8 protein-coding genes are annotated in these 13408 nt (G+C 61.8%); 7 read left to right on the top strand and 1 reads right to left on the bottom strand.

The window, feature by feature from the left end:
• Positions 1-74: 74 nt before the first annotated feature.
• Positions 75-2270 carry a hypothetical protein gene (locus tag P9250_RS29170; RefSeq protein WP_310396534.1) on the bottom strand — a complete coding sequence of 732 codons (2196 nt, stop codon included), beginning with the start codon at positions 2268-2270 and terminating at the stop codon, positions 75-77.
• A gap of 1242 nt (positions 2271-3512) precedes the next feature.
• On the opposite strand from P9250_RS29170, the gene P9250_RS29165 reads away from it, so the two are divergent.
• From P9250_RS29165 to P9250_RS29135, 7 genes are all read left to right on the top strand, one after another.
• The gene (locus P9250_RS29165; RefSeq protein ID WP_244826049.1) at positions 3513-4526 is read left to right on the top strand and encodes a GlxA family transcriptional regulator; all 1014 of its coding nucleotides are present in this window, start codon (positions 3513-3515) and stop codon (positions 4524-4526) included.
• Positions 4527-4690: 164 nt separating this feature from the next.
• Positions 4691-6220, top strand: a complete 1530-nt coding sequence (locus P9250_RS29160) for a mannose-1-phosphate guanylyltransferase/mannose-6-phosphate isomerase (RefSeq protein WP_244826048.1) — start codon at positions 4691-4693, stop codon at positions 6218-6220.
• Between the two features lie 129 nt (positions 6221-6349).
• Positions 6350-7729 carry an undecaprenyl-phosphate glucose phosphotransferase gene (locus P9250_RS29155; RefSeq protein ID WP_310396532.1) on the top strand — a complete coding sequence of 460 codons (1380 nt, stop codon included), beginning with the start codon at positions 6350-6352 and terminating at the stop codon, positions 7727-7729.
• A gap of 17 nt (positions 7730-7746) precedes the next feature.
• Positions 7747-8940, top strand: a complete 1194-nt coding sequence (locus P9250_RS29150) for a polysaccharide biosynthesis/export family protein (RefSeq protein ID WP_409014955.1) — start codon at positions 7747-7749, stop codon at positions 8938-8940.
• Between the two features lie 69 nt (positions 8941-9009).
• The gene (locus tag P9250_RS29145) at positions 9010-11238 is read left to right on the top strand and encodes a polysaccharide biosynthesis tyrosine autokinase (RefSeq protein ID WP_250509400.1); all 2229 of its coding nucleotides are present in this window, start codon (positions 9010-9012) and stop codon (positions 11236-11238) included.
• Positions 11239-11326: 88 nt separating this feature from the next.
• Positions 11327-12445: a GDP-mannose 4,6-dehydratase gene (gene gmd / locus P9250_RS29140; protein ID WP_244826041.1), complete on the top strand. Its 1119-nt coding sequence runs from the start codon at positions 11327-11329 to the stop codon at positions 12443-12445.
• A gap of 5 nt (positions 12446-12450) precedes the next feature.
• Positions 12451-13404: a GDP-L-fucose synthase gene (locus tag P9250_RS29135; RefSeq protein WP_244826040.1), complete on the top strand. Its 954-nt coding sequence runs from the start codon at positions 12451-12453 to the stop codon at positions 13402-13404.
• Positions 13405-13408 lie beyond the last annotated feature (4 nt).

Raw genomic sequence — 13408 nt, 5'->3', positions numbered from 1 at the left:
GGCATGAACGACACTGGCGAAAAGCGCCGAAAGATCGTCCGCGTGTGCCACGGGTTTTTCCGCTCGCCAAGGGCTCATTGACCCGTGTATCCGGCGGGCTTCGTGACGTTGGCGCGCATGGCATCGGCGTTATCGGAGACGACGTATATGGGCGCCTCGGTCAGCACGAGCGGCAGGCGTCCGTCGCTGTACTTCATGGCCGATGCATTGCCCATCATGTCGAATACCGTCACCGTGCCGGACTTCGCGGGCGCATCGACGATGAGGCTGTAGTTCGCTCCATGCGACGCATCGAAGCCCTTCGGTCCCGGCCATACCGCATTGCTATGGGTCCAGAGCGCGGTGACCACCTTGCCGCCATTCAGCCGCTGGAACGCGTAGGCGTAGACGCCTTTGGGCGTGCCGTTCACATAGCCGAGCGTGGTCGTGCCGTCGATCAGACGCGTCATGGCGGCCACGGCCATCGCGGCGGGCTTCGGGCTGATCTGCGTCTGCCCGTAGCCGCCTTGCGCATTCACGAGATCGAAGAACATGCCATAGCCCACCTCGGGCGGATCGGCGGAATAGAACACGAAGCTCACGTCCGCGCCTTCGCCAAGCAATATCAGATGCGCGCGCGCCGTCACCGCGCCTTGTGCATAGAGCACGTTCCAGTTCGGCGTCGCCGGGCCGTACTTCGTGTTCAGGTCGTAGCTGATACCTGTCTCGGTGACGAAGAGCTTTGCGCCCGGCTTCACGACTTCGGTCATCGTGCGGCGCAGCTCGCGCATCGCGGCGGGCATCGCTTTCGATGCGGTGGAGGCGTCGGCATCGAAACGTTCCGGCGGGTGCGACGGCGACGTGCCCACGTCGTAATAACCATGCGCGCTCACGCCATCCAGATACTTGCCGATGCCAAGCGGCGCCAGACGCTTGAGCCACGTCGTGTTTGAAGCCAGATTCGACAGCGTCAGGCCCATTACGACGGCGTTGGGGTCGCCCGCGTGAATGGCCTCGGCGGTGGCCTTGTACATCGCGACGAGATTGGCGTCCGTGTCGCGCCAGGGCAGACCGCCTTCGTAGTCCGGTTCCCATGTTACCTGGTAGTAGTTGTGCGCTTGCTGCGGGAACCAGCGCCTTCTCACTGCATTCGATTCCACGCCGACACGTTTCATGTAGGCGCTGTATGCATCGAGCGAGGAAGGCGCGTAGCTGTGCGTGCGCTCGTGCGTGGGGCTCGCCCATGCGGGAATGCCATCGAGCTGAATGAGGCGCAGCAGATCGCCCGGCTTGAAGTAGGGCGCGAGGTTGTCCGCTGCCGCGTTGAAGGTGTTCGGGCCTTTTTCCTCGGTCATGTACCAGTTGCGGTTGTCGTTGACCCAGGTGAGACCTAGCTCGGGATAGAGCGGACGATAACCGTCGCCGGAACAGCAGCTTTGACCCGGCTTGAGATACGCCGCGCCTTGTCCGCCGAAGCGATGCTGATCCGGATGCTCGAATGCCACGGGCGGCAGCGCCGGAGCCACCACCGGCAGCACACCGAACGTGGCGATGCCGGTGGGCCGTGTGCCGCGCGTTGGCAACGCGCTCTTACCCGACTTGAGCGATGCGCTCACCGCGAAGTAACCCGCCGCCTCCGACGTGCAGACGATCGTAGTAGTCGCGGGGCGCGCATCGACGGCAAACTGGCCGCTCGCCTTGACCGTGTTCCATGCGTCGCGGATCTGCCATGTGACGGTATCGGCGCCCTTGGCGCGCGTAGTGATGGCCACGCGCACCGGCGTCTTCAGCGCGAACATGCGCGTGCCGTCGCTGCCGGGCGTGTCCGCTTCGAGCATATCGCCGCTCACTGACGCCGATACGGGCGGTGTCGGCGCGCTGCAGCGAAGCGGCGGGGTATCGGCGGGAGCGGTTTGTTGTTCGGCCGCGGCGGACTGCGCGCGGGGCGCTGCCGTCTTGGTCGTGCTCGCATACCAGCAATGTTTTTCGACGCCGGGAGCGGGGTCGTCGAAGGCGCTGTTGTCGCAGCGTGCGCTGCCCGTGAAGGTCTTGATCGCGTGTTGCACGGGCGTGCCGTACAACACGCGCGTGGCGCCTTCGAATGTGCAGACGCCGTATTCGGCGGCGCAGGGAATCCACGCGGTGCCGTCGATGATCACCGCGCTGGCGGCAGGCGCCGCTTCCTCGGACGTGGCGTCGTCGCAGCCGGTCATCGACCCAAGGAAGGCGAGCGCAAACGCGAGGCAGCCAACGCGAAGGGCGGTGAAGCGGGGTGCGAGTAATCCGTTCATCGTTCGCGTGACCTTGGCCGTATGGGAGATATGAGGAGCGAGCCGTGACGCCAAGCGCCGCCGATGCTACGAAACTGAAACGTTTCTCGCGCGCGCGCGGTGCCGCTCAGAAGCGATGATGCCGTCCACTTCTTACTCCACTGCGTGCGCGCGCGCACGTGCAAGCCCGCTTCGTCCGATGAATACAGGCCACCGGCGTGCGATAGCAGCTTCATCGTGTCGAAAAGACCGATCTTCGAGAACGACCGCGCGCTTATCAGGAGTGAAACACCCAAGGCGTTCCAAATCGTAACGAAGGTCCCGGCGGGCGCGGAAAAGTTGACCGCCGGCGCGGGACGCGGTGCGAAGAATTCGCTGATCAGTCAAATACGCGATTACGCCCATTAATTGTGAATCAGGCATTGCAGATTACAGATTCTTTCAATCGGTCATTCAAAAAAGAGGCTCAGAACAGAAACCGCCGCAAATGACTAATCATTGGCGGATAAGCACGCTGCGCACGTCTAACGTGCACGGTGGTTTGCGGCGAAACGCGGCCTTGCAATGCAGCAGGATAGGTCTTAGGAAATCTTTCAAAAGTTAATTAAATTCGGCTTTTGATTCCCACGTCCAAAGCGCTTTTGATAATCCGGATTGGCGCGCTCATATAATCCAGGAAATATTATTAGCGTTCCAAAACTTATCTAATTCGAGACAGCTAATTAATCAATTGGAGAATAGGCGCCGGATTGAGGATTAACCACAAATTTCCGATTCCGATGAAACGTCTGAACAGTCGCCAAGCATGCGATGTTGCACGGATGAATCAGTTTCGACGCTTCCCCCACGAGGGCGCAATCGTCTGTGAGCCGCACAGGGCCGTGCGCTAGCGCTTGGCGGGAGTTTCTAAAGCGGTTTCTACGATACGCGAATTCTTTTCAAGCCGGCGCTTTGCATAAAGTTTGTATGATGAATCGCGGTATTTGTTTCGTCAGTCTTTGGACGATTGCGCTAAAAGAATTTGGGGATAGATATCAATGTGCGGTCACCCTCACAACCGAACAGATTTTGTGGTTTAAGAGCGAAAATCCGCACCACAAAAAACTTTGTCTGCTTATTATTCACACCAACGGATCGATTCCGCCAACCTCTCGTTCCCATCGGTCACGACAACCCGGCGCAGTTCGGGAAAGTCCTTGATGCAATGCAATGGCCGAGAACGCAAGCCGTACTCCTGGAACAAAAAAGCAGCAGAGGATGACCATGCCTTACGCCACTCTCGAACCCGCAGTGATGGGTTGGATGCCGCCCGCGACGAGACCGTCTCAGACCGAGGTGAAACGCATCGCGATTTTGCTGTTCGACGGATTTTCGCTCCTCGGCGCGGGAATCGTCGCGGAAGTTTTTCACATGGCGAACGAACTGTCGTCGGTGAAAGCGAAGGCCGACTGCAAGTACGACGTGCGCTTTCTCTCGGTGGAGGGCGGCAACGTCGCGTGCTCGTCGTCGGTGCGCGTCTGGACCGACGGTCTCGATGCTCGTCACTACGGCGGTTTCGATGCGCTCTTCGTGGCCGGCGGTCGCGGCGCGGATGAAGCGGCCCGCGACGACCGCATCATCGAATGGGTGCGCCGCGTGAATTCGAAGACCACTGTCGTCAAGGCGATCTCCGAAGGCCGCAAGGTGCTGGAAGCCGCGGGTATCGGCAGCGTGCATCCGGGCCTCAACGACCCGCAGGCGCGCTACGGCAACAGCATGATCCACCTCGTGCGCGACGAACCGTCCGCCGATGGCGGCGATCGCTACGAATCGATGAAGGGCGCGCTCCTGCTTGTCAAGCGCGACCTCGGGCTGGACATCTCGCGCAACGTGGCCGAACGCCTGATGCCGGGGTCCGCCGCCAAGCTCGTGTCCATCCTGGGCGACAGCGGCGCGGCATCCGCGGGCGACAAGATTCGCGCGGCGGCGCGCTGGCTCCAGGACAACTGCGAGCGGCCGATCTCCGTCGTCGATGCGGCTCAGGTCGCCGCCATGAGCGAGCGCAACTTTCTGCGCCGCTTCAAGATCGAGATGGGCATCACGCCTTCCGATTATCTGTTGCAGGCACGCCTCGCCGTGACCTGCGCGCTGCTCACCGACTCGGAACTGCCGGTGGACAAGATCGCGCGCAGAAGCGGCATGGGCAACGGCGACCGCCTCGCCAAGATTTTTCGCAAGCGCCTTCTGATCTCTCCGACCGAATATCGGATGCAGAGCCGGCGCGAAGCTAACGGTTGATCCACGCGGACTGGACGCCGGTTCGACAGACCCCGCCTTCTGTGGGGTAGCGGACAAGGATGGCGTTTAGCGTCGAACATTTGGCCGGACCAGATTGGTCCGGGACTCAATCATTCTCGGGCGGCAGATGCTGCGCGTTCGAACTTGCAGGCAGGAGTCCTGATATGAGCAATGATGCACGCACGGAAAGCGAAGTGACGGTGAACGCAGCGAACGCAGAAGCGTCTTCGGCCACGACGGCCGAGGCATGCCGGCGCCTGGTGCCCGTCATTCTCGCCGGCGGCTCGGGCACGCGCCTGTGGCCGATGTCCCGCGAGCAATTCCCGAAGCAACTGATCGGCATCGTTGGCCGCGATTCGCTTTTGCAAGCCACGGTCGGACGCCTCAAGGGCTTCTCCGGCAACTTCAAGGTCGAAGCCGATCCGATCATCGTGTGCGGTGAAGAGCATCGCTTCACGACGGAAGAGCAGACCCGCGAAAGCGGCGTGAACGCACGCATCATCGTCGAACCGGCACGCCGCGACACGGCGCCCGCGCTCACGCTCGCCGCGCTGCAAGCCGTGAAGGGCGGTCAGGACGCGATCATGGTGGCGATGCCCGCCGATCACTCCATCGCCGACTTGCCGGCGCTGCATCGCGCAATCGCGATTGCCGCCGAACACGCTGAGCGCGGCGTGATCGCCACGCTCGGTATTCCGCCGACGCGCCCGGATACGGGCTTCGGTTATATCCGTATCGGTCAGGCGCTCGAAGACGGCGCGCATCAGATCGACCGCTTCGTCGAAAAGCCCGCCGCCGAACTCGCCGCGCAGTACGTCGCCGCGGGCACGTACTGGTGGAACAGCGGCATCTTCGTCGTGCGCGCCAGTGTCTGGCTCGCCGCGCTCGAGAAGCTGAACATCGACATGCACTCGGCCTGCTGCGCCGCGATTTCGGAAGGCAAGGACGACGGCAAGTTCATCCGTCCGCAGGCCGCGCAATTCGGCCGCGCGCCGTCCGATTCGATCGACTACGCGGTCATGGAACACATCGGCACGCCGAGCGCGCCGTGCGAAGGCGTGGTGGTGCCGCTCGTCGCGGGCTGGTCGGACCTCGGTTCGTGGGACGCCGTGTGGGACGCGATGGACAAGGACGACTCGGGCAACGTGGCAAGCGGCCGCGTGGTGTTCGAAGGCGCGACCTCGAGCTATGCGCGCTCCGAGGGCGGCCGTCTCGTGGCCTGCGTCGGCACGACCAACATCATCGTCGTGGAAACGGATGACGCCGTGCTCGTGGCCGACCGTTCCCGCGTGCAGGACATCAAGGGTCTCGTCGCGCGTATCCGCGAGCAGCATGCGCCGGAAGCCGACACTCACCGCAAGGTGCGCCGTCCGTGGGGCTTCTACGACTCCATCGAACATGGCGAGCGGTTCCAGGTGAAGCGCATCGTCGTGACGCCGGGCGCACAGCTCTCGTTGCAGATGCATCACCATCGCGCGGAGCACTGGATCGTCGTGAGCGGCACGGCGCTCGTCACGCGTGGCGAAGAGCAGTTCCTGCTCTCGGAAAACGAATCGACCTTCATTCCGCTCGGCGTGCGTCACCGTTTGGAAAACCCGGGCAAGGTACCGCTCGAAATGATCGAAGTGCAGTCCGGCAGTTATCTCGGCGAAGACGACATCGTGCGCTTCGACGATACGTATGGCCGCAGCTGATCGACGGCGCATACGAACAAGGCAGTCTTCTTTGCAGCGGTAACCAACGACATAAAGACCGTTACGCGAAGGGAGGACAAAAGAGGCAGGTGGTGTCAGGCAACAAGCGATTGCGTTCGGGGGAATGACATGCGCGATTTACAAGGATTGCTGGCGCGTCTTTTTGACGTGGCCATGATCGTCGGCGGCGCCGCTGTGGCGTCGCAGATCCGGTTCGAGTACATAGAGGCACACGCCTATTCGGTGGCGTTCGTCGCCTTTGCGGCGGCTTTCTCGCTCGCGCTGTTTCCCGGCTTCGGCGTGTACGAATCGTGGCGCGGCCGTAGCAAGCTCATGCTCGCGTGCCAGGTCTCACTGGGCTGGCTCGTCGTGCAGGGCTGCGCACTTGCGCTGATGTTCTCGCTGCATCGCCTCGACTACGTCTCGCGCCTCTGGTTCGCCTACTGGACCGCGATGTCCGGCGCGCTTCTGATCGCCGGCCGTCTGCTCACCCATGCGGTCCTCGCTAATGTACGCAACGCCGGTCTCAACCTGCACCAGGTGGCGATCGTCGGTTGCGGCAAGCATTGCGATTCCATCGTCAGAAAGATCGACCGCACGACCGACGCCGGCTTTCGCGCCAGCGCCGCGTTCAACGCAACGCCCGGTCAGGGCCGTCTCAACACGCGCGTTCCGGTGTACGAAGACTTCGACGCGTTCGTCGACTACGTGCGTACCCAGAACGTGCATGAAGTCTGGCTCGCCTTGCCGCTCTCGGAAGAACGCACCATCCTTCGTTTCGTGAACGAGTTCCGCAACGACCTCGTCAACGTGCGTTTCATTCCCGACGTGCGCAGCCTCGCGCTCTTCGAAAGCGGTGTGACGGATCTGCTCGGCGAACCCGCCATCAATCTCGTCGCGTCGCCGTTGTCGCCCAGCGCGCTTCTGCAGAAAGAACTCTTCGACCGCGCCTTCGCGCTTGCCGCGATCATCGCCGTCGCTCCCTTGCTGATTGCCTGCGCCATCGCCGTGAAGCTGTCTTCGCGCGGTCCGGTGCTCTTCACGCAACGCCGTAAAGGCGCGGATGGCCGCGTCTTCAACATCTACAAGTTCCGTTCGATGCGCATGCACACGGAACAGGCCGGAGTGCTTCGCCAGGCCACGCGCAATGATCCGCGCGTGACTCGTGTCGGAGCGTTCCTGCGCCGTACCAGCCTCGATGAGCTGCCGCAGTTCTTCAACGTTCTGCGCGGCGACATGTCGGTCGTGGGCCCGCGTCCGCACGCACTCGAACATGACGACCTTTATCAAAAGGTCGTGTCGGGGTACATCCATCGTTACCGGGTCAAGCCGGGCATCACCGGCTGGGCTCAGGTCAACGGCTTTCGCGGGGAAACCGACCGCATCGAAAAAATGGAAGGACGCGTCGCTCATGACTTGTACTACCTCGGTAATTGGTCGTTCGGACTCGATATGAGAATCATCGCCGCTACGATCTTCAAGGGACTACGCCACACCAACGCTTACTGATGCAGGGGACGACCTACATGCACAACCAACAACAACCAGGCAGCATCTCCATGGCCGCCAATATCCAAATGTCGAAGTCGTCGGGCTTCCGGCTCAGCAGCCTTGCGGCGGCGGCCACGCTTTGCGTCGTGATGGCAGGCTGCGGTCTCGCACCGGGTATGAAGATGGAGAAGCCCGCGGCTCTCGTCGAGACTTCGACGGACCAGGGCGACCCGGCAACCACGGTCAACATTCCGATCACGCCGATCGATCTCTCGCTCGTGCGCAAGTTGAAGGCCGCGCAACCGTCGGCCACCGACGATCCGAATGCGAGCCTCTACGGCAAGGCGACGCCGTACAAGCTCGGCGTGGGCGACGTGCTGCAGATCACGGTATGGGATCACCCGGAACTCGTGGCCGCGCTCGGCCAACCGGCCCAGCAGACGCGTATCGCGGATGCCGCTCCCGGCTTTATCGTCGATGCGGACGGCAACTTGCAGTTCCCGTATGTGAACCGCACGCTGCACGTCGCGGGCAAGACGGAATCGCAAGTGCAGCGCGAGCTGTACTCGGAGTTGTCGAAGGTTTTCGTGAAGCCGCAGGTGACGGTGCGCGTGGCTTCGTTCCGCGCTTCGCAGGTGTATATCGACGGCGACGTGCGTACGCCCGGCTCGCAACAGATCAACGACATTCCGATGACGTTGACCGAAGCGATCGGACGCGCGGGCGGTTTCGCGACGACGGCGGACCAGAGCCGCGTCACGCTGATCCGCGATGGCGTCACGTATCACATCAACATGGCCAGCATGACCTCGAAGGGCCGCAGCCCGTCGGACATCATGCTCAAGCCGGGCGATGCGCTGCGTATCGATTCGCGCGACGAGAACGGCGTCTACGTGATGGGCGAAGTGACCAAGCCCGCCACCGTGATCCCGATGCGCAACGGCAAGCTGACCTTGTCCGACGCGATCTCGCAAGCCGGCAGCTTCAACGCCGAGACTTCGGATCCGAAGGAGCTGTACGTGATTCGCAATGGCCAGACCGATACGCCTGAAGTCTACAAGCTGGACGCGCGTTCGCCTGTGTCCATGCTGCTTGCGAACAGTTTCGAATTGCAACCGAAGGATGTCGTCTACGTGGATAACAACGGACTCGTCCGTTTCAGCCGCGTGCTTAACCTGTTGCTGCCGGCGATCAATGCAGGCCTGACCGCGGCCGTGATTACAAAGTAAGCCTCAAGACCGGTGCGCAGGGGCGCGCCGGTCCACCTTGTGCGACTTAAAGAAAGAGCGAGCGAGACCATGGCCATGAACTTTGATACACGATACTCGGACGTCTCGACCGGCGACGAGTTGCGATTATCCGACTACCTGGCCGCTGTACTGGGCAACTGGAAGCTCGTGATGACCGTGATGCTCGCGGTGGTCGCACTGGGTGCCGCGTACGCTTTCATTGCGCCGCCGACCTACAAGGCCGACGCGCTGATCCAGGTGGAAGAGTCGAATAACGCGGGCAACGCTCAAGCGAACCCCAACGCATTGCAGGCCGTCTCGCAGATGTTCGACGCGAAGTCGACCACGGCCGCGCAGATCGAACTGCTGCGCTCGCGCCTCGTCGTCGACGACACGGTGCGCCGTCTGCACCTCGACATCAGCGCGCTTCCGCACACCATGCCCTTCGTGGGCGGTTTGGTTGGCAGCGTGTTCAACATGTTCAACATGCCCATTCCCTCGGGCTACCTCTCGCGCTTTGCGTGGGGCAATGAACAGATCGACGTGCCGCTCTTCGACACGCCGAAGGAACTCTACGAAAAGAAGTTCACGCTGGTCGCCGGAGAAAACGGCACCTACGTGCTGAACGACCCGGACGGCGTTTCCATTCTCACCGGCAAGGTCGGCCAGGAAGCCGCGGGCGTGACCGCGTTCGGTCCGGTCAAGCTCAAGGTGGACAAGCTCGAAAGCCCGGCAGGCGTGCAGTTCGAACTGCAACGCTTCTCGACGCTCACGACCATCGACAATCTGCAGAAGCGTCTGACGGTGGCGGAAACGGCGCTGCAATCGGGAATCATCGGTTTGAGCCTGGAAGGCGGCAACCCGAAGGAAATCGCGCAGATCGTCAACAACATCGCTAATCGCTACGTCGCGCAGGACGCCAACAAGCGTTCCGCCGAAGCCGAGAACACGCTGTCGTTCCTCGATCAGCAGTTGCCCATTCTGAAGAAGCAACTGGACGAAGCCGAGCAGAAGTACAACACGTTCCGCAACAAGCAAGGCACGGTCGACCTTTCCGAGGAAAGCCGCCTGCTGCTGCAACAGATCGTCGATAACAAGACCAAGCTCACGGACCTGCAACAGCAACGCGCCGAACTGTCGCTGCGCTTTACGGCCAACCATCCGTCGGTGCAGGCGCTCGATGCGCAGATCGCATCGCTCACCGGCGCGCAAACGCGTCTCGGCAAGAACGTCTCGACGCTGCCGGATACCGAGCAGACCGCGCTGCGTTATCTGCGTGACGTGCGTGTCAACACCGAGCTCTACACGAACCTCCTGAACAGCGCGCAGCAACTGCGCATTGCGAAGGCCGGGCAGATCGGCAACGTGCGCGTGGTCGACTATGCGCAAGCGCCGGATGATCCTGTCCGTCCGAAGCGCGTGATCGTGATCCTGATCGCAGCCGGTATCGGCCTCGTGCTCGGCATTCTGATCGCCTTCGTGCGCAAGTCCCTGTACGGCGGTGTCGAACGTCCGGAAGAGATCGAAAAGCAACTCGGCGTGCGTGTGTTCGCCATCGTGCCGCGCAGCACGCAGCAACTGCGTCTGCAACGCAAGGTGGGCATGCGCCGCGAAGGACTGCACGTGCTTGCCGCGCAAGCGCCGGAAGATGCCGCTGTCGAAGGCATTCGCGGCCTGCGCACGTCGCTCAACCTGCAACTGGCCGATGCGCGCAACAACGTCGTGATGCTCACCGGTTCGCGTCCTGAAGCGGGCAAGTCGTTCCTTTCGGTGAATCTGGCGACGCTGGTTGCATCGACGAGAAAGCGCGTGCTTCTGATCGACGGCGACATGCGCCGTGGCGACATTCACTCGCATTTCGGCGTGCGTCATTCGCCGGGTCTGTCGGATGTGCTGATGGGCGCGGACGTGACGAGCGCGATTCTGCACGATGTCCTGCCGGGCGTGGACCTGATCACCAAGGGCTCGCTGCCTTCGCATCCGTCGGAACTGCTGGCAAGCGATCGCCTGGGCGAAGTGCTCGAGCATTTGAAGCAACTGTATGACCTCGTGATCGTCGATACCCCGCCGGTGCTGGCGGTGACCGACGCAACGGTGATCGGCAAGCATGCGGGCACGAGTCTTCTCGTCGTGCGGCATGGCAAGAATCAGGTGCAGGAAATCGGGGAAACGATGAAGCGCCTGCATCACGGCGGCGTGAACATGAAGGGCGTACTGCTCACGGATGTACCGCAATCGAAGATGTTGATGGGCAGCACCTACGCTGGCTATTACGGCTACGAAAGCATCGCAGAATAAAAACCGGACGCCGCCTGTAAGAACAATGACCGGCGCGCACCATGTGCATGGGCGCGCCAACACTCAGACCGCATACGAGAGGTTAAGCATGGACCGCAAAGTCGCTTTGATCACGGGCATCACGGGGCAAGACGGGTCGTACCTGGCCGAATTGCTGCTCGAAAAAGGCTACGAGGTGCACGGCATCAAGCGCCGTAGTTCGCTTTTCAACACTGACCGCATCGATCACCTGTATCGTGATCCGCACGATCCGGACCAGCGTCTGTTTCTGCATCACGGCGACCTTACGGATTCGACGAGCCTCGTGCGCATCATCCAGCGCGTGATGCCCGACGAAATCTATAACCTCGCGGCACAAAGCCACGTTGCAGTGTCGTTCGAGGAACCGGAATACACGGCCAACGCCGACGGTCTCGGGGCGCTGCGTATTCTCGAAGCCATCCGCATTCTCGGCCTCGAAAAGAAGACGCGTTTCTATCAGGCATCGACCTCCGAACTCTATGGTCTCGTGCAGGAAATTCCCCAGCGCGAAACCACGCCGTTCTATCCGCGCAGCCCCTATGCGGTCGCGAAGCTCTACGCCTACTGGATCACGGTGAACTACCGCGAAGCGTATGGCATGTATGCATGCAACGGCATTCTGTTCAACCACGAATCGCCGGTGCGCGGCGAGACTTTCGTCACGCGCAAGATCACGCGCGCCATCGCGCGTATCGCGGTCGGCATGCAGGACGATCTGTACCTCGGCAACATGTCCGCGCTGCGCGACTGGGGCCATGCGCGCGACTACGTCGAGATGCAATGGATGATGCTGCAGCAAGAGCAGCCGGAAGACTTCGTGATTGCAACGGGCGTGCAATACAGCGTGCGTGAATTCGTGCAACAGGCAGCGGCCGAACTCGGCGTACACGTGCGCTTCGAAGGCGAGGGCGTGGATGAAGTGGGTATCGTCGATCGAGTGGAAGGCCGCGAGACGAAGCTGAAGCCGGGTCAGGTGATCGTGCGTGTCGATCCGCGCTACTTCCGTCCGACCGAAGTGGAAACGCTGCTCGGCGATCCGTCGAAGGCGCATGCCAAGCTCGGCTGGCGTCCGCAGACCACCTTCCAGACACTCGTCAAGGAGATGGTGCGCGCGGACTATCAGATTGCCCGACGCGACGCACTCGTCACGCTCGCCGGTTTCAAGGCCCTGGAACATCACGAGTAAAGCGCATGGACAAGCACGCACGCATTTTCGTGGCGGGACATCGCGGCATGGTGGGCTCGGCGCTGGTGCGCCGGCTCAATAAGGCCGGCTACCGCAACATCGTGACGCGCACGAAGGCGCATCTCGATCTCACCGACCAGGGCGCGGTGAACCTGTTCTTCGAGGAAGAGCATATCGACGTGGTGTTTCTCGCGGCGGCGCGCGTAGGGGGCATCCTCGCGAATTCGACGATGCCCGCCTCGTTCATCTACGAGAACCTCGCGATCCAGACCAACGTGATTCACGCGGCCTGCCGCTGGAACGTGAGCAAGCTCGTGTTCTTCGGTTCGTCGTGCATCTACCCGAAGGCCTGCCCGCAGCCGATCAAGGAAGAATATCTCCTGCAATCGGCGCTTGAGCCGACCAACGAAGCCTATGCGATTGCGAAGATCGCGGGCCTCAAGATGTGCGAGGCGTACAACCGTCAGTACGGCACGAAGTTCGTCTCGGTCATGCCGACGAATCTCTACGGCCCGAACGACAACTACGACCTGAAGAGCAGTCACGTGCTGCCCGCGCTGATTCGCAAGGCGCACGAAGCGAAGCAACGAGGGGATGCGACATTGCCGGTCTGGGGATCGGGCACGCCGCGTCGCGAGTTCCTGCATGTCGACGATCTCGCCGATGCCGCGACCTTCCTCATGGAAAGCGACATCAGCGAAGGCGTATTCAACGTCGGGACAGGTGAAGACCTGACCATCCGCGAACTCGCGCATACGATTTGTCGAGTGGTCGGCTTCGACGGTCAACTCGAGTTCGATGCCAGCAAGCCGGACGGCACGCCGCGCAAGCTGCTCGATGTTTCAAAGCTCGAAGGCATGGGATGGAAGGCGTCGATCGCACTGGAAGAAGGCATCCGCGCGACGTACGGGGACTTCCTCTCGCGTGACGAATCGATGCAAACGCCGGTCGCCGCATAGCCAG

Origin of the sequence: Caballeronia sp. LP006 (assembly GCF_031450995.1) — a bacterium.
GTDB lineage: Bacteria > Pseudomonadota > Gammaproteobacteria > Burkholderiales > Burkholderiaceae > Caballeronia.
The sequence above is the reverse complement of the archived record's forward strand: the minus strand, read 5'-3'. Positions and strand labels throughout refer to the sequence as shown.